Raw genomic sequence first — 23,254 nt, 5'->3', positions numbered from 1 at the left:
GTAAACATAAATTGCGTAAAATTGACTATTGTTATAATTAATTATATCTGATAATATGTCCTTATAAAACCAAAGGGGGGTAAATTAATGAGAAATGGTAAGTTCAAAAAACCTTTTTACAAAAAGTGGTGGGTGTGGGTGTTAGCTGTTATTGTAATTGGTGCTGCTTTAAGTGGTGGCGGGGATGGAGATCCTAATGATGGGGTAGTAGATAACGAAAAGCCTGTGGCAGAAGAAGCTAGTGAACAACCAGAAGAGAGTGCCACCCCTATCGTAGAGGAAGAAATTGTTGAAGTTGGTATTGGAACACCAGCAACAATTGCAGGTGTTTCATTTACGGTCAATACAGTTGAAGAAACAAAAAAAATATCCTCCGGTAATGAATTTATTGAGGATGTGGAAACTGAGGGTAAATTCTTAATTCTAGATATAACAATTAAAAATGATAAGAAAGAACCAATAACAATTGACTCAAGCTTCTTTAAATTAATCACATCGAATAAAGTTGAATATGACCCCAATACAGATGGTGCAGTAATAATGGCTATGATGAATGAAGCAGACTTTTTCTTGCAACAAGTTAATCCAGGACTAAGCAAAACGGGAAAAGTAATATTTGAAGTTGGAGCTGATATAGATTTGAACAGTTTAATTTTAAGAGGTCAAACTGGTTTTTGGGGAACTGAGACGGTTGAAATAAGCTTAAAACAATAGAAAAAGAAGAGGAAGGATTCCAAATGGATTTCCTTCCTCTTCTTTTTCTATAATCTGATTTTCTTGAATATCCAAGGATAGAGACCGATCGCCACAAAAGTGATCATGAAGTAGCGGATGAAATCAAAGATGAGTGTATCAAGAAATATCTTTTCCAGTCCGACTTTGATGAACAGTATGAGGATGACGCCAAGAAGCACTCTCAGAACTTTTCTTAAAAGGGTACCTTCAGTGCTGAAGTTTACGAGCTTTTTCTCCATGTATATACCCAGCACGAAGCCTATATAGGAAGCCAGGGCTTTAATGAAGTCTCCTGAATCTGCAAAAAATAGTGCAGGAATAAACAGGACAAGTACTATAAGGTACAGCTTCATCGGCTCAAACTTTCGGATGAGTTTTGAAACTGCATACGCTACAAGAAGACCAAGAAGAATCCCGACGATCGCATCTTTTGGATAGTGTACACCAAGATACAGCCTTGAAAGTCCGATGAGGACCATAAGGGTCATGGCGATGATGGTCACCGCTCTGTTTTTCATGTTGATGGCAAAAGCACCTGCTGTTGCCCCGGCGTTCTGGCTGTGACCGCTGGGGAATGATTTCCCGGTTGCTGTTTCCGGCCTTATTGTCCGGATACCTTCCTGTCCGATGGGTCTTTCCAGAAAGAAGAGATCCTTAAGCGAGTTGTTGAAAAGAAGACTTGTGAAGAGTGTGAATGCCAGCACTTCACCGAATTTCTTATCAAGAGTCCAGAAGATGACTGCAAGAAGCGGCACGATGAAGATTTCTTCGCCCAGCATGGTGATGCCTTCAAAGAAAGCGTCGAGAAAGGGTGTATGTATGCTTTGAATTGCTCTTAATATCTCCAGTTCCATAATTACCTCCGTTGATTATATTTTTGTAGTATATCATATTATCTTTTGTCAGAAACTGAAGAAGATGTGAATTTTTTCTAAAACAAAGCGCCCAGTTCCTACATCGAGGAGCTGGACGCATATGATGGTGCCGGTGGCCGGTCTCGAACCGGCACGGTATCACTACCACGGGATTTTGAGTCCCGCACGTCTGCCAATTCCATCACACCGGCATACTTTTAACTTACTTTACGATGATACCACATCTTAAGAACAGAAATCAATAGCCAGAATGGAGTTAGGCCTCAGTAAATACAGGCTTTCTGAGCTGCACTTGACCCGGCACTTTTCATAAAACAGGTTGAAGCGGAAGCAAACTGTGGTATCATATCAGTGATAGAAGATTTTATTGGGGAGGACAGAAGATCCATGGACAATATTTTAAATGAGGCTTTAGTTGAAGGTATAAAGGTATCCAATGGGGGGAGCGTGGCAACCTATATTCCGGAGCTTGCCAAGGGCGATCCAAAGGATGTTGGGTTTGCAATGATGGACCTTGAGGGGAACCTCTTTACCAGAGGAGAATATCTTAAGCGGTTTACCCTCCAGAGCATAACGAAGGTGATTTCGCTGCTTCTTGCGCTTGAAGACAACGGGATGGAGGAAGTGTTCAGATATGTGCATATGGAGCCTACAGGTGACCCGTTCAACTCCATCATGTCCTTTGAAGTGAAGAATCCCGAGAAGCCTTTCAACCCCATGATCAATGCTGGCGCAATGGTTGTCACATCACTCATCAAAGGGGAAGGGAAGAAGGAGAAGATTTCCCGGATTCTTGAATTTACAAGTCTTCTCACAGGAAACGAGAAGACCGTATATGATGAAAAGGTCTATCTTTCGGAAAAAGAGACAGGAGACAGAAACCGCTCCCTTGCCTATTTCATGAAGAGCACGGGCATCATGAAGGGCAATCCTGAGGAGACACTCGATCTTTACTTCATGCAGTGCTCCATTCTCGGAAACTGTCTGGATATTGCGACAATCGGAGCAGTTCTTGCCGGTAACGGTATTCATCCGGTTACCGGAGAGAGAGTCCTCAAAAAAGAGAATGCAAGAATTGTAAAGACCATAATGACCACCTGCGGCATGTATGACGCATCGGGAGAGTTTGCTGTATCCTGCGGAATTCCTGCAAAGTCAGGCGTGGGCGGAGGCATCCTTGGGGCGGTTCCGGGAAGATACGGCATAGGGACGTTCGGACCCACTTTAGATCGTAAAGGGAACTCCACGGCAGGAATCAGAATCATGGAATACCTCTCGAAAAAGCTGGACCTTTCCATTTTCTAAAGAACTTATGAAGAAATACACAGGAATCTTAATGAAAGGTTCCTGTTTTTTTCACCTTGTAATCGTCTATAATGGTAGTAAGTAAAAACTTAAGAGGTGATGTCATGTTAAGGTTTATCGATGCAGGAGAATCCCATGGACAGGGACTATGTGCCGTTATTGAGGGACTGCCTGCAAATTTCACCATCCGAAAGGAACTGATCGACAAAGAGCTGAAGAGAAGACAGACAGGTTACGGTCGTGGAGAAAGAATGAAGCTTGAAAAAGATCAGGTGGAAATCATCTCCGGACTTAGCGATAACAAGACTACAGGGGGACCTGTGACCATACTTATCCAGAACAGAGACTACGAGAACTGGAAGAACAGAAAGAGCGAGGAGACCTTTGTGTCTGTTCCAAGGCCAGGTCACGCCGATCTTACCGGAGAATTCAAATACGGTACAGGAAACCTTCGAAACTCCATAGAAAGAAGCTCTGCACGAGAAACAGCCATAAGAAGCGCAGTAGGCGCTTTATGCAGGCAGATTCTTTCAGAACTAGGCATTTCCATACGCTCCAAGGTTCAGACCCTCTATGGATTAAATGACACCTTCTGCGATCTTTTCGATGACAGTCTCTATGAAATGATCGAAGAGAGTCCCATGAGGGTGCTGAAAAACGAGGAGTCCTTTATCGCCCTCATGGACAGTGCAAGAGACAAGGGAGACACTTTAGGCGGATGGGTCTATGCATCCTGCGAAGGGGTCATGAGAGGTCTCGGCTCTTTCATGCACTATGACAGAAGGATGGACGGGATCATATCCGGAGCCGTCATGGGCATACAGGGCGTAAAGCAGGTATCTATAGGAAATCCTTTCCTGAACTTCACAGGATATACATATCATGACGGTATAATCTACGAAGACGGAAAGCTTACAAGGCTTACGAACCACGCTGGTGGCATCGAGGGCGGGATCACAAACGGTGAAAATATCGATGTGTACTGCTATATGAAGCCCATACCGAGCATTCTACTTAAGATTCCTTCTGTGGATCTTAAGGAAAAGAAGAACACGGAATCAAGATACGAGAGAAGCGATGTATCGGCAGTTGTTCCACTATCCATCGTCCTTGAAAATGTTCTGGCTTTCGAGATTCTCAAGGAGATTCTCAATACCTTCTCAAGAGACAACAAGGAAGAGCTTCTGGCAGCCATAAAATACAGAGAAAAACGTTTAGGAGAGTTAGATGAGCAGATTATTAATTATTGACGGACACAGTATCATGAACAGGGCCTTTTATGCCAATCCTGATTTCATCACATCGAAAGGACAGCATACAGGGGCGGTTTACGGTTTCATCAATATGATGATGAAGATCAAACAGGATCTCAGCCCGGATTATATCGTCTGTGCCTTCGACAGAAAAGCACCGACCTTCAGACATCTGGAATATGTGGATTACAAGGCCGGAAGAAAGAGAATGCCGGAGGAGCTTGCAACGCAGTTTCCTGTAATGAGGGAAGTTCTCAAGCATATGGCAGTGGACATTCTTGAGATCGACGGATTTGAGGCGGATGATGTCATCGGAACGCTGTCTCTTAAAGCCGAGCATGAGGGAGATGAAGTCTATGTCCTCTCCGGAGACAAGGATACTCTGCAGCTGGCTTCAGACAGAACCAAGGTCGTCATCACCAAGAAAGGTGTCAGTGTCGTGGATATCTACGACAGAGATAAATTTGTTGAAGAGTTCGGTATTACACCGACCCAGTTCATTGATGTTAAGGGACTTATGGGCGATCCATCCGACAACATCAAGGGGGTTCCCGGTATCGGAGAAAAGACCGCTTTCAAACTGGTCCAGGAGTACGGTTCCATCGAGAACATTCTTCTGAATACCGAAAACATCACCATGAAGAAGGTCAGGGAAAATCTCATCACTTATGCGGAAGATGCCATATTCTCCAAGAGACTGGCAACAATCATCCGTGATGTTGATGTGGAGATGGACATGGACAAGCTAAGGAGCGCGGATGAATATAATGTCAACGAGCTGAGAAGACTGTTCTCGGAGCTCGAGTTCAAAAGCCTCCTCACAAAGCTTGATGCGGAAAACAAAGTAGCGGAAGTGCCAAGAATCGCCGAAAAAGTGGAATATGTCTATGTGGATGAGCCGAAGGATCTGGGCGGAGCGCTGGGTTTCATTATGGAAGCTGCCGTGAAAGGTGAACCCGTATCACTTTTCTTCGATGTGCATCATGCACCGAAGCTTTCAGAAAGAGAAATGAAATGGATGGTCCTCTCAACGGAAAAGGACAGTATCTTCATCGAAACGGAAAGGATTTTTGAGGATGAGATGGCCGTGAAGATTCTGAAAGGCATTCTCGAAGATCCTCAGCTGCCTAAAATCTCCTATGACATCAAGGATGGACTGACCATATTTAAGCGCATGGGCATCGAAATGAGAAATGTCACCTTTGATGTGAATCTTGCGGCCTATCTTCTTGAACCTTCAGACGGAAAGCTCTCGCTGAGAGATCTGACCCTGAAGAACATCGGCGATGCCGTCGTTCCTGAAGGAAAAGACGGAGAAGTGTACCTTGCAAGAAAACTCTTTGTCCTTTATGAGAAGTTCAACGACGATATGAAAAACACTGAGCTGTTCCCCCTCTACTATGATGTGGAGCTGCCGCTTACTCTGATTCTTTCCGATATGGAAATCGAAGGATTCAATGTGAATGAAAAACTGCTGGATGAAATGACCGTTACCTTCAAGAAGGATATCGATCAGCTGGAAAAAGAGATCTACGAACTTGCGGGAGAACCTTTCAACATCAATTCTCCGAAGCAGCTGGGCACAATTCTCTTCGATAAGCTCTTCCTTCCTGTCATCAAGAAGACAAAGACCGGATATTCCACAAATGTGGAGGTTCTTGAGGCGCTGAAGGACAAGCATCCCATCATCGGAAAGATCATGCAGTACAGAACCGTCACGAAGATCTACAGCACCTATATCATAGGTCTTAAAGCGGCCATCGACAAAGATGGAAGAATTCATTCCACATTCAATCAGACCCTTGCCACTACGGGCAGACTCTCGAGTACGGATCCGAATCTGCAGAACATCCCCATCAAGCATGAAATGGGCAGGGCTATAAGAAAGGTGTTCATTCCTCATGATGAGGACTCTGTACTTCTATCCTGTGACTACTCGCAGATTGAGCTTCGGGTCCTTGCGCACATCTCAGGTGATGAGAAGATGATCGAGGCCTACAACGGCGACATCGACATTCATACAAAGACCGCTTCGGAAGTGTTCGGAGTACCGATTGATGAGGTCACCTACCAGCACAGAAGCAGCGCAAAGGCCGTAAACTTCGGCATCATCTATGGCATGTCCGATTTCAGTCTGTCCAATGATCTGGGCATATCGAGAAAGGAAGCCAAGGAATATATGGAGATCTATTTCTCCAGATATCCCAAGGTTAAAGAATACCTGGACAACATCGTTCTTGAAGCCAAGGAAATGGGCTATGTCAGGACCATCATGAACAGAAGAAGATACATTCCGGAAATCAATCAGAAAAACAAGATCGTACAGGCGGCAGGCATACGCCTTGCCATGAACAGTCCGATTCAGGGAAGCGCTGCAGACATCATGAAGATGGCTATGGTCAAGGTATATAATGCCCTGAAGAAGAACGGTCTTTCTTCGACACTCATTCTGCAGGTGCATGATGAACTGATCCTGAATACAAAGAAGGATGAGATTGAAACTGTGAAGAAACTGGTTCGCGAAGAAATGGAAAATGCCGTCCAGCTGAAAGTGAAGCTTCAGGCAGAAGAGTCTGTCGGCGATACCTGGTTCGAGGCTTAGGCGGATCTATGGTGAAGATTGGACTGACTGGCGGCATCGCCACAGGAAAAACCACCATATCCAGGCATCTTTCGTCTCTAGGTATAAAGGTCATCGATGCGGATGAGATTGCAAGAGAAGTGCTGGATCTTTATCCGGAGATTCTCCGGTATCTCAGAAGCACCTACGGAGACCGGGTATTTAAAGACGGAAAGCTTGACCGGAAAGCCCTTGGCAGAATCATATTTCAGAGCGATGAGGACAGAAAAAACTATCACGATGTCATCATGCCGAGGATAAGAGAAGAGATAGGGAGAAGACTGAAAGAAGAAAACGGAGCGTTTGTCGTACTTGATGCACCACTACTTTTTGAAGAGAACTTTCATAAGGATGTGGACGTGACCATAACTGTTTATGCTGATGAAAATGTTCAGCTTAGAAGGCTTATGGCACGGGACGGATTTACAGAAGATGAGGCGAGGAGAAGAGTCCGGACCCAGATGAACCTTGAGGAGAAAATGAGACTTTCCACCTATGTTGTAAACAACAGTGGAAAACTTCAAGATTCACTGGAAGATCTGGAGAAGATCCTTGAAAGATTAGGGTTTTATGATGAGAAGGAAGAAGAGATTGAAGAAGAAAAGAAAGACATTTAGAAATATTGTGCTGCTTATGCTTGCCCTTATGATCGGAACTTGTGCATATGTTGTGTACGGCAGACTCTTTCCGCTGGAACATGAAGAGATTGTGGAGAAGTATGCCAGCGAGTATGGAGTGGACCCGTATCTTGTCTACGCGGTAATCCATACAGAGTCAAGGTTCAGAGAAAGCGTTGTTTCACCGGCTGGCGCCATGGGTCTCATGCAAGTGACGGAAGAGACAGGCGAATTTATTGCAAAGCGCCTGGAAATCGATGGGTACGCTAAAGAGATGCTCTTTACGCCTGAGACGAATATCCGCATGGGCGTATATTATCTCAGCTACCTTGAAGAGAGCTTCCCCATCAAGGAGACCCAGCTTGCAGCCTACAATGCGGGACCGAACAGAATCCGTGAATGGCTTCTTGATGATGAGATCTCCAGCGGCGATGTCCTCACGGATATTCCTTTTGAGGAGACGAAGGATTATGTGGAAAGAGTGAGCCTGAGGGAGAAAATCTACAGGACGCTCTATTTCTTCAGAAACTGACATTCATAAATCTGTATACAGTGAGAGATGAAAAAATATCGCAAAAAAGAATCACCGTGTCCGAGAAAAGCATCAGCTTTTCTCGGACACGGTGATTTATTTAGATTTCTATCTGTCGCTGTCTTCCTTCAGCGCCTTCTTGACAAGCTTTATGACATTGCTGTTGTTTCCGTAGTTGAGTGTACCGAAACGGTAGATCTTGACGGAAGCAAGGGCTATGAGTACTGCAGTCACAAGAAGAATTCCATAGGAAATCACAAGTTCCATAATGGTGACGCTTGAAACCGCATAGCGGACAAACATGACCATAAAGGAGGTGAAGGGAACAAAGGATGTGATCTTCAGAAGCAGGCTTTCTGGCAGGTTAAGACTGAACATGGAGATGAAATAGGCAACCATGACAAACATGGTCACAAGTGTTGTTGCCGAGGGTACATCCTCAACCTTGGACATGAGTGCTCCAATCCCTGCATAGATGAAGAGAAGGAGGAAATATCCTGTAAGGGCAAAGAGGATATAGACCGCAAGCAGATCAGGGTCGATGCGAAGGTTTAAGAACTGAAGTATCTCTTCACTGTAGCTTCCGGAGTTCAGTCGGTAGCCAAGGAAAAGGGTGACGCCCATGGCGGCAGCCTGCAGTATTCCTGCGGTACCTGATGCAAGCACTTTACCGATGATGAGACTGTTGGTGTCTGAGCTTGTAATGAGAATTTCCATGGTACGGTCGCTTTTTTCTCTGGCCACATAGGTAGCCACGTTGTTGCCGTAGAACATGATGATCATAAAGGTCACCATGATGAGCATATAGACAATCCAGTACTGGTTCTGGGAATCTTTACCGAGCACTTCGGTTTCTCCTGTGATGGCTATGCTGCCCATGATGTTTCTTATTCCATCCACATCATATCCCTCTTCAAGGAGTGCCTTGTCCTCAGCATATGCGCGCAGCGCGGTGTCCATCATGACGTCACCGCCGGAATACATGCCCACATTGTTGACCACGACGGTGTATTCTGTTTCAGACTTCAGAATATAGCCTGTGGATACCGTTTCTTCTATTACGGCATCTTTGAGTTCCTCGCTGGTATCAAAATAGGTCAGTTTTATGCCCGCCAGTTTTTCTTCCAGAAGAGCCTGATCGATGTCGTCTGTTTCCAGGAACATTCCGAAGTTACCGGAAACCGCTCCCGGTTCTTCTGCTGCCACTTCTTCGCCGTTTATCATCTTAAGGATAGTCGGAAGGGTGGTGGCGATGATGATGATTGCGCAGATGACAACGGTTGTTACGATATACGCTTTCTTTTTAAGAAGACCTTTCAGTTCAAACTGATATACAGTACTTAAATTCTTCATAGCTGATCACCTGCCGTTTCCACAAAAATATCTGTCAGTGACGGACGATAAGGAGAGAAGCTTCTCATTTCCATACCCCGGTCAAGAATTGTCTTCATGATGAGTGAAGGATTGTCCACGTCCGGTACATGGATGATGTAGGAAGTCTTGTCCTTCTTCACTTCCACTTCTCCAAAAGGTGAGAGTACACTTTTAAGAACGCCCTCGTCGGCTCTTTCAGCCTGAATGCGGAACCTGTTTCTGCCTCTTGAAGTTCTGATCCCGTCAAGATTTCCGGTAAGGACGATTTCTCCCTTATTGATGAGGGTGATCTCATCACAGAATTCTTCAACATAGGACATCTGGTGGCTGGAGAAAATGACCAGCTTGTTCGCTCTGATCAGCTCGATGATGATGTCTTTAAGTACCATGGAGTTGACCGGATCAAGTCCGCTGAAGGGTTCGTCAAGGATGACGATATCAGGGTTGTTGACAAGCGCTTCTACAATCTGGATTTTCTGCTGGTTTCCTTTTGACAGGGTGTCCAGTCTTTTCTTCTTGTACTCGGACAGACCGACTCTTTCGAGCCAGTAGTCGATGTTCTTCTGCATCTCTTTCTTTTCGCCACCTCTCAGCATACCGAAATACTGCAGCTGGTGGGCGATCTCTTCCTTGGGATACATGCCTCTTTCCTCAGGAAGGTAACCTACTTTATAGTCCTCCGGTCTGAAGATTTTTCCGTCCAGAACAAATTCACCTTTGTCCTGTCTGAAGACACCCATGAGGGCACGAAGTGTTGTGGTCTTGCCCGCACCGTTACGTCCGAGAAAGCCCATGGCTCTGCCGCTTTCCACTTCGAAGGAAATATCTTTGAGGATTTCGACATCGGAAAAGCTCTTGTATATATTTCTGACTTCCAGTTTCATTATTTTCTCCTCTCACTCTGTTTGAATCAATTTCTCATTGATACATTGTTAACAATATATACCAAAGATATTATTATGTCAAATATCTGGGCAAGGTAAATCTGATGTCTATATAGAAGCAGGGCATGACCTTTAAAGGAGAAAATCCTTCTTTTTACAATCGCCGCAGCGCTCTGTGATGAAGTGGAAGAGATGAAAAGGTGTATTCATATCGATTCTTCCTAAAGTCTTTATCGACAAGATATATTTTCAGCAGAATACAAAAATCCCCCTGAATAATGACTTACGTCTGATTCAGGGGGGATGATTCATAAACGGATTAGAGGTCTAGGGTATCTTCAGTGACCATGACCAGAGCCGAATGGGCTTTGAGGGTAATGTTCTCCTCCATGGTGCTCCAAAGAGGAAGGATTCCTGCGTGGTATTTGTCCACAAGAACATCCCAGCTGGCTTTAGGTAGGGTGATATCCTGATTTTCAAAACCGCCGTTGAAGGCAACGAGGAATGTTCTGCCGTTCACCGGATCCTTAAGAAGGTAGGTGACGATATTTTCCTTATTGAGCTTCAGTGGTGCCTGCTTGAACCTTGTGTAGAAGATGAGGTTTTTCTTAATCTCTTCTTCCGTATGCATTCTAAATGCGGGGAATTCTTTTCTGAGGGCGATGAGTCCTTTGTAATAGTTGAAAACATCGATGTTTCTTGACTTCATGTTCCAGTTGAGCGCATTGATGGAGTCAGGAGATCTGTAGGAATTATGATCGCCGAACTTCGTTCTCAGGAATTCTGATCCTGCATGGATGAAGGGCACACCCTGGCTGGTGAGGACAATGGCATCTGCAAGCTTTGATATGTTCTTTATGGTCTCTTCGCTCTCTCCATGATTTGAAGCAAGCAGCTTATCATAAAGAGTGAGGTTGTCATGGGCAGCCACATAGTTGATGCTCTGTCCAGGTCTTACTGCCCAGGGGAAGTCAGTATACATGATGTCGCTGTAGTTTATTTCAGGATGATAGACAGAACCGGCTATACCGAATTTCACGGATTCAGTAAGACCACCTCCGCTGACAAAGCCACCGCGTTCATTGAAGAACACATGACCCTTGATGCCGTCTCTGAAATCATCATTGAATGCACCGATTCCTGGCGCTTCTCCTATGTTTCTCTTCATGAGTCTTTTCTCTTCGGCAAGTGCACTGTCGCCGCCCGTCCAGCCTTCTCCGTAGAGAATGATGTCGGGTTTGATTTTTCTTAAAGCTTTCTCGATGAGCAGCATGGTTTCAGTATCGTGTATACCCATGAGATCGAATCTGAATCCGTCGATCTTATACTCTTTCACCCAGTGTATGAGCGACTCGATCATGAACTTTCTCATCATCGGTCTCTCGGATGCGGTTTCATTTCCGCAGGCTGATGCATCGGTAAATACGCCGTCCCTGCTTCTATGATAGTAAAGGGGGACGGATTTATGGAAATTCGAGCAGAGATTGTCTGATGTATGGTTATATACCACATCCATGATTACGCCCATTCCATTCTTGTGGATGCCCATAATCAGCTTCTTAAGCTCAGTGATTCTCTTTCTTGGGTTTCTTGGATCCGTTGAATAGGACCCTTCAGGAACATTGTAGTTTAATGGGTCATAGCCCCAGTTATAGGATTCATTTTCTTTGGATTCATCCAGACAGTTATAGTCGAATATGGGCAGAAGCTGAACATGGGTAACCCCAAGTTCCTTCAGATGACTCAATCCTGTGGTATGTCCTTTATGATTCCTTGTATCTTCCTCAGCAAATCCGAGATATTTTCCTTTATGCTCTGCACCTGATGCCTCATGAATGGTCATGTCTCTCACATGGACTTCATAGATGATGGCGTCTACAGGGTCCTTAAGTTCTGGTGCACTGTGTTCTCTGAAACCGTCGGGATCTGTAGTTTTTAGATCCAGAAGGTATCCTTTGTCTCCGTTTATCCCTGCAGATGTGACATAAGGTCCTGGAGTATAGGTCAGCTCACCTTCATGATCGACTTCCAGAAGGTAGAAGAGTCCGTCTGCAAGAGCAGGCACATTGAAGAAATAAGTGCCGCTTACATCCTTCTTCATGGGATAGACAAATACAGGCTTCTGGTCCTCAGCATTCTGATAGAGCAGAAGATTCACCGATTGTGCAAGAGGTGCCCAGAATCTGATTCTGATTCCTTCAATGCCGTAGGTTACACCAAGATCGTCTCCGTCGTAGATCAGATGAGTGTTAAAGTATTCTGAATCATAAAACTCAGTGGTTTTCTGGAAATCCGGCAGAATTTGTGGTATCGCGATTTCTTCCTGAAGACGTTCGAGCTGCTTCAGTGTAATATCTTCCATCTATATAATCGTTCCTTTATCATTCATTGAATCCGGAAAGTTCCTTTAAAATAGGGGTATTAAACAATTGCTAATAATTCTCAATCCAGATTCTAGGTCTATGATAACTTATTAAGTTTCTGTATACAAGTGAAAAAACAAAAAGTTTGGCAATATGATAAAATCAGCAAAACCCTTGGATTCTGCTGATAATTATTGATGATTTATGCAGTTTTAAGGATTAATATTGCGATACAAATTGTTCATAATCACGTACTGTGATGAAATAATTCACTTTATTGGTGCTTGCTTTTTTATTACACGACCACATAAATGATAAAGGAGAGGATAAAAGAAAGGATTAAAGATATAAATAGACCGATAATTGCTTTGCCACTGCACTGACAGGTTGATATGACAGCATTGATCTCTTCTTCCGGGCAAATCTCAGTGTCGTAGGTGATGTACATGCTGTGGTAGTTTTTGTTTTTGTGGCATTTTATGACACCAGGAAGGCAACTGACCTTTCTTCTCAGTTTCCAGTATTCTTTAGGGGTCATATCTTTTTTTAGGGTAAAGCTGGATTCTGTAATGTTCATAATTTGCGTCTTCTTTCTTTTTTAAATTTAGTGTTGTATACAACGTATTTACATTTTTTATTATAGCAGAGAAATGACGGAATATATGTGAAATCTTGAACAAAATGGAAACTTTGTGAATTTATCAATTGGTCATACCCGAACAGCCTCTGGATGTATTAAAGATTGAAAAATGATATCACTATCACAAAAATGACCGATCAGACGAGGCTGGTGATCTCTTATGAGTTTTTTCATCATTTTATGATGTTAATCATGAGAAGCATTGAGGGTCATAAAAATGTATGTGTATTGAAGCTGGAGACCTGTTCAGGATGAGAAAGCGGGACAGACAGCCGCTGAAATTTTCATGTTTTCGTGAATATTTCCCTTGACTATTACAGGGGATGAAGATAGAATAATACATGTGATAAAAAACAGGCAGATGTGGCGGAATGGCAGACGCACTATCTTGAGGGGGTAGCGGGCAACAGCTCGTATGGGTTCAAGTCCCATCATCTGCACCATTTTTATATCACAGCAAACTGAATATGCAGATGTGGCGAAATTGGCAGACGCACTAGACTTAGGATCTAGCGCCGAGAGGCATGGGGGTTCGACTCCCTTCATCTGCACCAGTAAATGAAAACTCATGCAAGAAGCATGGGTCTTTTTTTATGTCAAAACATGAAAGCAAACTTCACAATTTGTGATATTAAGGAATAATAGGGTATACCGATATCTTAAAGGTCAGACCAATTAGTAAATAAGTGTCTGCAACTGATTTCTCGGGGAAAGAAATTAAACCTTAAGTGAGGTGATGGGAAAGTTAGACGTTGTGGTTGTGTTAATAAATATTTCAAGATTATTTTAGGGGGAAACAATGACAGTAGGAAAAAAAATATTAGCAGGTTTTAGCGTTATGGTTATTTTACTGACAATTATGGGAGGCTACTCAGTTATAGAACTGGGCAACGTAAATGGTCAGCTTAATGAGCTTTATGATCTTCATTTAAAGGGAGTAGAGTACATTAAAGAAGCTCAGGTGCAGCTTATCGCGGTGGGAAGAGCGCGAAGTAATATGCTTCTAGCCGCTACAAGTTCTGAAAGGACACAGCATATTGCGAATATGGAAAACCGGTTTTCTCTTTTCTAAGAGAGTATGAATGCCTTCTCGGGAGTCACTGTACTTGCAGAAGGGAAGCAGAGAAACAACGAAATACTAAGACTTTGGGAAACCGTAAAGGTGAAGGAAAGTGAAATCATAGGTCTTGTGGAAGACAATAACATGGATCAGGCAATGGTTACAGCTTCAGAAAGCAGGCAGATAGTCGATCAGATTGAAGCAGAAATCAGTAATCAGGTGAGGCTAAAAAATGAACTGGCACTTAATTCATATAATGCCAGCGATCGTGCTTTTGCCCGTACAAGTTTTATTCTCATGGGAATGATTGTGTTTAGTATCGCCTTGGCTGTTGCGACGACTTTTTACATGATCAGAATCATATCAAAGCCAATTGTCAGAATGGCAGCAGCAGCTGCGAATATTGCACAAGGGGATCTCACTGTTGAATCTATTAATATAAAAAATAAGGATGAGATTGGTGCACTGGCAGCTTCTTTTAACACGATGGCTGATGGGTTACGAACCCTCATCACGAGCATATCTGCTAGCGCTTCAGTCATCGCTTCATCTTCCGAAGAACTCTCAGCGTCTGCACAGGAATCTGCCCTGACTTCAGAAGAAGTGGCCAGAGCGATTTCGGAGATTGCAAGAGGTTCAGGTGAACAGGCGACAGATACAGAAAAAGCGACAGGAAGCGTAATCGATATCGGAAATCTTCTCATGCAGAACAGCAGATATATTTCCGATGTTTCAGATTCAGCACAGGAGATCACACTGAGAAAGGAAGAAGGCTTCCTCATTCTCAGACAGCTGGTTGAAAAAACCAGGCAGAACGACACAGCTGTCCAGACCGTCCATGACATCATCATGAGCAATAACGAGAGTGCTGTGAAAATTGAAAAGGCAAGTGTAATGATTCAGAGTATTGCTGATCAGACCAATCTGCTTGCTTTAAATGCGGCGATCGAGTCTGCTCGAGCAGGGGAAGCCGGTAGAGGATTCGCTGTAGTCGCTGAAGAAATCAGAAAGCTTGCAGAGCAGTCCAATATGTTTACAAAGGAAATCAAGGAAATCATCACGGAGCTTAAACTGAGATCACAGAGTGCTGTGGATACGACCCTTCAGGTTAAGGAAATCGTCAAGGAACAGGGTGACAGTGTTGCCAAGACCGATGAAAAGTTTAAGGCGATTGCTGTTGCCATTGAAAAAACCAAAACAATCACTGAAAATCTGATCAGATCTTCTGAAGCGCTGACAGCGAATAAAGATCAGATCCATGAGATTATGGAAAATCTCTCCGCAATCGCAGAAGAAAATGCTGCAGGAACAGAAGAGGCATCTGCTTCTATTGAAGAGCAGACTGCATCAGTTGAAGAAATTGCAAACTCCAGTGAGAACCTTGCGAAAGTATCCATGGAGCTCATGGGGCTTGTGGAGAAATTCATCGTATAATCACTTGCAGTTAATCGAGACAGTCAGACTGCATGATATAGACATGAGTGCAAAAAAAAGATACCCTGAAAGCTGAGTCAATCAGCATTCAGGGTATCTTTCTATCTATCTTATGCTGCTTTTCTAAACAGCCCATTTTCTATTTGATGTGAAGGCTACGGTAATCCATTTGTCCGTTTTGATGGGTTTCATGATGCTGTCCAGTTCTTCACGGACACGGTCCTGCTGTTTGATGGTCTGGACCAGAGAGTTTTCGTCCACGATGAAGTCGATCTCCACTCGGAGCTGCTTTCTTCTTTTTGTCACCCTCAGGAAAGATTCCTTCAGCTGGTACTTCTCTTCGATATCCTTTATCATTTCTTTAAGCGTTATGGCCAGTTCTCCTTCAGGAGAGACGCCAAGCACATCCTTAAGGGAACTTCTTATGGAAGAGATGGGATGTTTTGCAAAGCCTGCGGACATGACGATCACAATAATCGGATCGATATACACAAGGTATTGTGTAAAGAGCCTATAACGGTCAAGAAGAACCACAATACCGAAGGTGATGAGCACACCTATACTGGCATAGGTGTCAAAGAGCCATTGGGAGGACTCAGCGGTAAGCAGATAGGAATTGTATTTCTTCGATTTTCTTTTTAGATGCAGGTACATGAAGACACATGCAAAGGTGGAAAAAAGAGAATACGTCATGGCGGTGTCCGTATCCACTCTGCTGCCGCCAGTCGCGATGGAGTAGACTGCACTGACTACGGAGAAGGCGAGGACAACGAGAATGGCGGAATACTTTACAATCATCACAAGAGGCTCCACAATGGATTTTCCAAAGGGAAACTTCTTCCACTCGCTTTTCCCCATGAACCTTGCCGTTGCAAGAGACAGGAAGGACAGCATGACACTGATGAAGGAATAGAGTCCATCCAGGAGAATCATCTGAGACTGGGTATAAAGCCCGGCTGTGATTCCGATCACAGAAAAGATGATGGATAGGATAACAGAGTGTATGAGCAGTTTTTTTTCGATTTTTATTGTCGACATGATACTTTTTGCAGTTTCCAAACTGATTTTTTCGAGGTTCCGCACCCCTTGGAAAACCGCGGTCAGCACTCCTTTCATGATGTAATGTGAACTGATCTTTCTGATACTATTTCGTTGAAGCGATGGCTTCATAGATAAACATTTTCAGCTGTTCTTTGGAGCCTGTTCCATCGAAGCCTTTGGTTTCCATGAGGTAAACCTGCTCCGCGCCGTGCTCAAGAAGCCCGATGATGAAGTTCGAGAGGTAATTGAGGTCATAGGCTTCCTTCAGTCTGTCCTTTTCCCTATAAAGCGAAAGCTTCTCTTTGACCCAGTCATAATAGGGGATATAGAGATTCTCCCATTCCCTGAAGGAAGAGTAATAAGCCGTTCCTGAATAGATGAACCCGATGAGCTTTCGGTGCTTAAGGGTCTGATGATACATGAGATCTGTAAGCTGTGAGATAAACTCCTTCAGAGGGGTATCCGCCGAGAGGGGAAGACTCATGGCTTCTTTCAGAATATCTTCTATGATATGAGCGGCTATGCCTAAGACCAGCTCACTTTTAGACTGGAAATAGAGATAAAAAGTGCCTTGGGCAACACCTGCGTTCTTTACAATCTGTGAAACAGAGGTTTTCTCAAAGCCCTGCTCACCCATAAGGTCTACTGCAGCCCAGAGTATGGCTTCTTTTTTATTCATTATCATATGACCCCCTTGTTCAGAAAATAAAATGAATGACTGTCAGTCATTTTTATACAGAATAACATGAATAATGAATACGGTCAAATTTGAGTGATATATCAGTTGTGAACTGCCTCTAACATTTCTATAAAGTATTTGCATATCCATAGTTTTAGGTATTTATAATTGCTATACTTGTGCAAAAGGAGCGTGTTAATATGGATTTATCAAATCTTTTGAACTCTGTTCTTGGAGATGAGAGAATACTTCAGGAAATGAGCAGAAAAGTGGATGCTCAGCCGGAAGATGTGAGAAAAGCTGCAACCCTAGGTGTACCTACCCTTGTTGAAGCCCTCGACAGAAATGCGAGAGCAGACGGCAAAAGAGATGGACTGGCAAGAGCTCTGGAAGACCATCAGAATGATGATGTGGAGAACCTTGAAGGGTTCATCAATCATGTTGATGTTGAGGAAGGAGACAGGATGGTCGGTCATATCCTGGGCGAGCGTAAAATGAATGTGGAAAACAACATTGCGAAAAACACAAGCCTTGGTATCGGTCAGGTTTCAGGACTGATGTCCATGCTGGCTCCGATTCTTATCGGTATGCTGGCCAACAAGAAGAAAGAGCAGAATGTATCAAGGGACAGCATTCCTGATCTTACGGGGTCACTCGGCGGGCTTCTCGGTGGAAGCGGCGGCGGAGGCATCATGGACATCGCCAAGAAAATGCTGGATAAGGATGGAGACGGAAGTGTAATGGATGATCTATTAGGCAAGTTCTTCTAAACCATCTGTAATAAGGAACTTAATGAGGTATGCACGAACTGCATACCTCATTTATCATTCTAGTCTGTACTTTCAAAAATTCGGGAGAAATTTACTGCATTTCTGTTTATAATAGGATTGTAGCGGAGGGTAGATAAATGAAAGAGACAGATATGTATGAAGCACTGAAAGAACATTTCGAAGAACTGGGCTTTAAAGTCAGAAGTGAAGTGAGGGATATCGATATGGTTGCCCTCAAGGAGGATCTTCTTGTAGGCATTGAAATGAAAAGAGGACTTACGATTGAACTAATGGTGCAGGCGGCACTTCGTCAGAAAACCTGTGACCTAGTGTACCTTGCTGTACCTCGGCCAAGGAGGATTGTAAAGGACAAAGCCATGAACAATATGCTCTATCTTCTGAAAAGAATGGAGCTAGGGCTTCTTTATGTCGATGTGGAAAAGAATTCAGTGATTGAGGTATGTCCACCGGCTTTCTACGATCTTGATAAGGGCAGGCGGGCAAAGATGAAGGAAAAGCTGAGGATTCTTAAGGAAGTCTCCAGAAGATCTGTGGACGGTAATAAAGGAGGCTCCCGTGGAAAGAAGCTCCTTACAGCCTACCGTGAAGATTCCCTTCGCGCTGTGGCACTCATCAAGGTGAGAGGAGTCATTTCACCCAAGGAACTGAAGGCATTAGGCATTAAAGAAACACTTCTTTTCAAAAACTACTACAACTGGTTCGTCAAGGTCGAACACGGGAAGTATACACTTAATGGTTTGGAACCGTCCCATGAAGAGTACGGTATGCTCATCGAACAGTTCAGAAATGAATATATCTCCATGGATATACTTAAATAAATGAATAGCTCAGTCATTGTATATGGATATTTAAGGATAGATGACTTAATAATCTGAGAAAAAAATATGAATATTGTGGAAAAACTTAGAAAATTCTTTTTTGGGGGTTGTCAAGCCTAAAAGATTAGTTTATTATTGAAGAGGTTACAAGGCGAATCGTTTTGTAGTCACATTTTACAAAGGAGGTTACAAGCAGATGATGAAGAGCAATACAGTTATTTCAAGAATAAGTGCACTTTATGATTTCGACGCTATTTCTGCGCCTAGTTTTAAAGATATGATAATAGAAGAAGATTGTAACCTGGATAAGGTACTCACCGTATAACCTTTGTAATAAAAGCGTATGGATTTTGAGAAACCACAGGTTGCGACCTGTGGTTTTGTTGTATGATTATTTGTTTGAATTTTCATACATTTCACATAGTGAGATTATTGGGCAAGCGGATCCCTTGTTCATGAGCAAAACACGCAGGTACTGCGTGTTTTTTGATTGCGCGAAGAAGGAAAAGTATACAGACAGAATTGAAAGGTCGTGACACACATGAAAAAAGTACTGAGTTATCTTAAAGGCTACGGGGGTGCGTTCTCCCTGGCGATTATCGCAATTATACTGGCCACAGTCATGCAGCTGGCAGTGCCGATTCTTATTAAATATGCCATCGACTCTGTTGTAGGAGATGTCCCCGCCGGAAACCTGCAGTTCCTTATGGATGCATTCGGCAAGAGTCTTGGCGGAGTCGTACTCATCATCGTCATCATGAGTCTCTTAAGAGGAATTTTCATGTTTCTTAAAGGTTATCTCTCAAGCTATGCTGCAGAGAACATCGCCAAGAACATCAGAGAAAAGCTCTACAGACAGATTCAGTTCATGACTTTTGAACGGCATACAAGAAAAGAAACCGGAGACATGATCCAGAGATGCACATCCGATGTGGAAACCATCAGAAGGTTTTTAGGGGTGCAGGTTGTGGACCTTGGCAGAATCCTGTTTATGATCATTTTTACACTGATCATCATGGGAACCATGAATCTTCAGCTGACACTCTATTCCATGATCATGATCCCTGTACTCTTCGTCTTCAGCTGGGTATTCTTCACGAAGATCCAGAAGACCTTCAAAAAGTCGGATGAAGCGGAAGGGACACTGACAACCGTGCTTCAGGAAAATCTTTCCGGAGTCCGAGTCGTCAGAGCGTTCGGAAGAGAAGATTATGAAATAAAGCGGTTTGAGGAGGTGAACCGCACACACAAGGAAATCACCTATAAACTCATCGAAATCCTTGCAGTTTTCTGGTCTCTGTCAGACTTTCTGACATTGATCCAGAACGGAATCGTCCTAGTCGTCGGTGCAGGTATGGTCATACGAGGTGAACTCACCATCGGTACACTTGCAGCCTTCATCACTTACGTGTCCATGCTGCTCTGGCCTGTAAAACAGCTGGGCAGACTCCTCAGTGAGTTCGGTAAGACGACAGTTGCCATCGACCGTATCGAAGAGATTCTCCATGAGGAAATCGAGGTGGATACACCTGATGAAATCGAGCCTGAGATTTATGGAAGCATCGTTTTTGACAATGTTTCCTTCGGATACGACGAGCATCAGAAGGTGCTGAAGAATGTAAGTTTTGAGCTGCCTCTTGGCAGTACTCTGGGTATCCTCGGCTCCACCGGTTCGGGAAAATCGACCCTTGTGCATCTTCTGCAGAGACTATACGACTATGAAGGCAGCATAAAGGTTGACGGACATGAGCTGAAGAACATCAGACGGTCCTGGATCAGAAAAAAGATCGGACTGGTACTCCAGGAACCGCATCTCTACGCCAAGACCGTTAAGGAAAATATCGGAATCACCAAACGTGGATATAAGGAAAAAGAAATCTTCGATGCAGCTAAAGCGGCATCCATACACAGTAATATTCTGACCTTCAAGGAAGGTTATGACACGATCATCGGAGAAAAGGGTGTATCTCTTTCCGGTGGACAGAAGCAGCGTATCGCCATAGCGAGAACCATCATCGATGAAGAAAAGAAAATTCTGATCTTTGATGACTCCTTAAGCGCTGTGGATACCGAAACCGATATGCGAATCAGAAATGCACTCAAAGACAGAAGTAAAGACATCACGACACTGATCATCAGCCATAGAATTGCAACCCTTGCCGAAGCGGATAACATCATCGTTCTTGATGAGGGACGCATCGTACAGATGGGAACTCATGAGGAGCTGATCCGTGAGGAAGGACTCTATAAGAGAATCTGGGATCTGCAGCAGATGGTTGTCTAGTGATCAGGTGTCACCAGGAGGGATTTAACAATGGAAGAACAAAAGGAAATGAAACTTAAAGTAGACAAACGGATATGGAAGGAAATGTTCCGATATTTCAGCGTCTTCAAAAAAGACTTTCTCATCCTGTGCGGGTTTATGATCGCCCTTGCGGCGACAGATATCGCCTTTCCGCTGATCACAAGATATGCCATCGACAATTATGTGGCAGAAGGAGATTATAACGGACTTGTGGGTGTGGGCATCCTCTATGGAATCCTTGCACTTGCACTGGGGCTTGTTGTATTTCTTTTCATCCGGCATGCCGGTAAGATTGAAATGGGCATACAGTACAAAATGAGAAAAGACAGCTTCGAGAAGCTGCAGAAACTGTCCTTCAGCTACTATGATAAGAATGCTGTTGGATGGATGATCGCAAGAACCACATCAGATGCGCAGAAAATCGCGGAAACCGTCGCGTGGGGCGTGGTGGACATGGTGTGGGGCGCAGCGATGATGCTTGGCGTATCCGTCGTCATGCTCATCATCAACTGGCAGCTGGCGCTTGTCACACTCCTCACCGTGCCTGTACTTGGAATCATCAGTGTATTCTTTGAAAAGAAGATGCTGGTATCCTACAGAAATGTGAGAAAGATCAATTCAAAGATTACAGGGCTCTTCAATGACGGTATCGTCGGAGCAAAGACAACGAAGACTCTCGTAAGAGAAGAACTGAACATAGAAGAGTTTGGTGAAACCACACACGATATGAAAAGAACTTCAATCAGAGCGGCAACACTTTCAGCAGGATATCTGCCGCTGACACTGTTTATCTCAGCAGTAGGTACAGTGCTGACACTATTTTACGGTAGCAATATGCTGATGGACAATTTCCTGACCTACGGTACACTTGTGCTCTTCATCACCTACGCAAGGCAGTTCTTTGATCCGGTTCTTGAACTGGCGAGGATCTATACTGAAATGATCAGTGCCCAGGCGGCGTGTGAAAGAGTCATGGGACTCCTCAACGAAAAAGAGGAAATCGTAGACGATCAGGTTGAGGAAAAAGAGGATTACGGCAGAATCAGAGGTGACGTCACCTTTGAAAACGTCAGCTTCTATTATAAGGAAGGCGAATATATTCTCAAAGATTTCAATCTTAAGGTCAAAGCCGGAGAAACCATCGCACTGGTGGGAGAAACCGGATCAGGTAAGAGTACCATCGTGAATCTCGCCTGCAGGTTCTATGAGCCTTCAGCAGGAAGGATCCTCATCGATGGCATCGATTATCAGAAAAAGCCTCAGAAGTGGCTTCACTCCAATATCGGATATGTCCTCCAGTCACCCCATCTTTTCAGTGGAACGATTAGGGAGAATATCCGTTACGGCAAGCTTGATGCAACAGACGAGGAAATTATTGAAGCAGCCAAGGTCGTTCGTGCTCATGACTTTATCATGAGACTGGAACAGGGCTATGATACAGAAGTCGGTGAAGGCGGCGGAATGCTCTCCACAGGAGAAAAGCAGCTGGTATCTTTTGCCAGAGCAATCATCGGAAAGCCGAGCCTGTTTTTCCTTGATGAGGCGACATCGTCCATCGATACGGAATCAGAGGCGAAGATCCAGAGAGCCATCGAAGAAGTCCTTCACCACAGAACGAGCTTTATCGTTGCACATAGACTCTCAACCATAAGAAGCGCAGACAGAATCCTTGTCATCGATAAGGGGGAAATCCTCGAACAGGGAACCCATGATGAACTTCTGAGGAAGAAAGGACATTACTACGAGCTCTATACCAATCAGTTCATTGATGAAGTGGGTATGGATGTGCTAAAAGGTAAGGCAAAACAAGTCGGTTAATCTATTAGTGAACCCAGAAGGAAAGAGCGGGTAACTGCCCACCTTCGTGCCAGTAAGTAAAAATCAGCCATAAGACTTAAACATCCTGAAGGAGATTCGGGAGAACAATA

18 protein-coding genes and 3 tRNA genes are annotated in these 23,254 nt (G+C 43.9%); 14 read left to right on the top strand and 7 right to left on the bottom strand.

What is annotated here, in order from left to right:
- Positions 1 to 87 precede the first annotated feature (87 nt).
- Positions 88 to 714 (top strand): DUF4352 domain-containing protein, encoded by a 627-nt coding sequence (locus tag RTX25_RS00300; RefSeq protein WP_312649267.1) that lies wholly within the window; start codon positions 88 to 90, stop codon positions 712 to 714.
- A gap of 47 nt (positions 715 to 761) precedes the next feature.
- On the opposite strand, the gene RTX25_RS00295 is transcribed toward RTX25_RS00300, so the two are convergent.
- Positions 762 to 1,589 (bottom strand): phosphatase PAP2 family protein, encoded by an 828-nt coding sequence (locus RTX25_RS00295; RefSeq protein ID WP_312649265.1) that lies wholly within the window; start codon positions 1,587 to 1,589, stop codon positions 762 to 764.
- Between the two features lie 125 nt (positions 1,590 to 1,714).
- Positions 1,715 to 1,801, bottom strand: a tRNA-Leu gene (locus tag RTX25_RS00290).
- A 196-nt stretch (positions 1,802 to 1,997) separates the two neighbouring features.
- Between RTX25_RS00290 and glsA the strand changes: the two genes are divergently transcribed.
- The 5 genes from glsA (at position 1,998) to RTX25_RS00265 (ending at position 7,937) form a co-directional block, all read left to right on the top strand.
- The gene (gene glsA / locus RTX25_RS00285; protein WP_312649263.1) at positions 1,998 to 2,915 is read left to right on the top strand and encodes a glutaminase A; all 918 of its coding nucleotides are present in this window, start codon (positions 1,998 to 2,000) and stop codon (positions 2,913 to 2,915) included.
- A 104-nt stretch (positions 2,916 to 3,019) separates the two neighbouring features.
- Positions 3,020 to 4,165, top strand: coding sequence for a chorismate synthase (aroC, locus tag RTX25_RS00280; RefSeq protein WP_312649261.1), 1,146 nt, complete (start codon positions 3,020 to 3,022; stop codon positions 4,163 to 4,165).
- On the top strand, positions 4,143 to 6,770 hold the full coding sequence (polA, locus tag RTX25_RS00275) for a DNA polymerase I (RefSeq protein ID WP_312649259.1): 2,628 nt from the start codon (positions 4,143 to 4,145) through the stop codon (positions 6,768 to 6,770). Before aroC ends, polA begins: the two co-directional genes overlap by 23 nt.
- Positions 6,771 to 6,778: 8 nt before the next feature.
- On the top strand, positions 6,779 to 7,405 hold the full coding sequence (gene coaE / locus RTX25_RS00270) for a dephospho-CoA kinase (protein ID WP_312649258.1): 627 nt from the start codon (positions 6,779 to 6,781) through the stop codon (positions 7,403 to 7,405).
- Positions 7,380 to 7,937 carry a lytic transglycosylase domain-containing protein gene (locus tag RTX25_RS00265; protein ID WP_312649256.1) on the top strand — a complete coding sequence of 186 codons (558 nt, stop codon included), beginning with the start codon at positions 7,380 to 7,382 and terminating at the stop codon, positions 7,935 to 7,937. Before coaE ends, RTX25_RS00265 begins: the two co-directional genes overlap by 26 nt.
- A 108-nt stretch (positions 7,938 to 8,045) precedes the next feature.
- Here RTX25_RS00265 and RTX25_RS00260 read toward each other — a convergent pair whose 3' ends face one another.
- The 3 genes from RTX25_RS00260 to pulA form a co-directional block, all read right to left on the bottom strand.
- Positions 8,046 to 9,290 (bottom strand): ABC transporter permease, encoded by a 1,245-nt coding sequence (locus RTX25_RS00260; protein ID WP_312649254.1) that lies wholly within the window; start codon positions 9,288 to 9,290, stop codon positions 8,046 to 8,048.
- Positions 9,287 to 10,195, bottom strand: a complete 909-nt coding sequence (locus tag RTX25_RS00255; RefSeq protein ID WP_312649252.1) for an ATP-binding cassette domain-containing protein — start codon at positions 10,193 to 10,195, stop codon at positions 9,287 to 9,289. Before RTX25_RS00255 ends, RTX25_RS00260 begins: the two co-directional genes overlap by 4 nt.
- A gap of 319 nt (positions 10,196 to 10,514) precedes the next feature.
- Complete coding sequence (pulA, locus tag RTX25_RS00250) at positions 10,515 to 12,557, bottom strand: type I pullulanase (RefSeq protein ID WP_312649250.1); 2,043 nt, start codon at positions 12,555 to 12,557, stop codon at positions 10,515 to 10,517.
- A gap of 998 nt (positions 12,558 to 13,555) precedes the next feature.
- Between pulA and RTX25_RS00245 the strand changes: the two genes are divergently transcribed.
- The 4 genes from RTX25_RS00245 (at position 13,556) to RTX25_RS00230 (ending at position 15,692) form a co-directional block, all read left to right on the top strand.
- Positions 13,556 to 13,641, top strand: a tRNA-Leu gene (locus RTX25_RS00245).
- 26 nt (positions 13,642 to 13,667) lie between these two features.
- Positions 13,668 to 13,752, top strand: a tRNA-Leu gene (locus tag RTX25_RS00240).
- 245 nt (positions 13,753 to 13,997) lie between these two features.
- A complete protein-coding gene (locus RTX25_RS00235) occupies positions 13,998 to 14,270 on the top strand; it encodes an MCP four helix bundle domain-containing protein (RefSeq protein WP_312649249.1) in 273 nt (90 codons plus the stop codon).
- Positions 14,271 to 14,276: 6 nt separating this feature from the next.
- A complete protein-coding gene (locus RTX25_RS00230; RefSeq protein WP_312649247.1) occupies positions 14,277 to 15,692 on the top strand; it encodes a methyl-accepting chemotaxis protein in 1,416 nt (471 codons plus the stop codon).
- A 123-nt stretch (positions 15,693 to 15,815) separates the two neighbouring features.
- Here RTX25_RS00230 and RTX25_RS00225 read toward each other — a convergent pair whose 3' ends face one another.
- A complete protein-coding gene (locus RTX25_RS00225) occupies positions 15,816 to 16,730 on the bottom strand; it encodes a cation diffusion facilitator family transporter (protein WP_312649245.1) in 915 nt (304 codons plus the stop codon).
- A 106-nt stretch (positions 16,731 to 16,836) separates the two neighbouring features.
- Positions 16,837 to 17,412 (bottom strand): TetR family transcriptional regulator, encoded by a 576-nt coding sequence (locus RTX25_RS00220; protein ID WP_312649243.1) that lies wholly within the window; start codon positions 17,410 to 17,412, stop codon positions 16,837 to 16,839.
- A gap of 200 nt (positions 17,413 to 17,612) precedes the next feature.
- Between RTX25_RS00220 and RTX25_RS00215 the strand changes: the two genes are divergently transcribed.
- The 4 genes from RTX25_RS00215 (at position 17,613) to RTX25_RS00200 (ending at position 23,144) form a co-directional block, all read left to right on the top strand.
- On the top strand, positions 17,613 to 18,182 hold the full coding sequence (locus tag RTX25_RS00215; RefSeq protein WP_312649241.1) for a DUF937 domain-containing protein: 570 nt from the start codon (positions 17,613 to 17,615) through the stop codon (positions 18,180 to 18,182).
- 137 nt (positions 18,183 to 18,319) lie between these two features.
- Positions 18,320 to 19,021, top strand: coding sequence for a DUF2161 family putative PD-(D/E)XK-type phosphodiesterase (locus tag RTX25_RS00210; protein ID WP_312649240.1), 702 nt, complete (start codon positions 18,320 to 18,322; stop codon positions 19,019 to 19,021).
- Positions 19,022 to 19,562: 541 nt separating this feature from the next.
- Complete coding sequence (locus RTX25_RS00205; protein WP_312649238.1) at positions 19,563 to 21,305, top strand: ABC transporter ATP-binding protein; 1,743 nt, start codon at positions 19,563 to 19,565, stop codon at positions 21,303 to 21,305.
- Positions 21,306 to 21,335: 30 nt separating this feature from the next.
- Positions 21,336 to 23,144 (top strand): ABC transporter ATP-binding protein, encoded by a 1,809-nt coding sequence (locus tag RTX25_RS00200; RefSeq protein ID WP_312649236.1) that lies wholly within the window; start codon positions 21,336 to 21,338, stop codon positions 23,142 to 23,144.
- Positions 23,145 to 23,254 lie beyond the last annotated feature (110 nt).

Source organism: Proteiniclasticum sp., from assembly GCF_032054185.1.
In the GTDB taxonomy this organism is placed as follows: domain Bacteria; phylum Bacillota; class Clostridia; order Clostridiales; family Clostridiaceae; genus Proteiniclasticum.
Note: the sequence above shows the minus strand (reverse complement) of the source record. Positions and strands in the feature narration are given on the sequence as shown.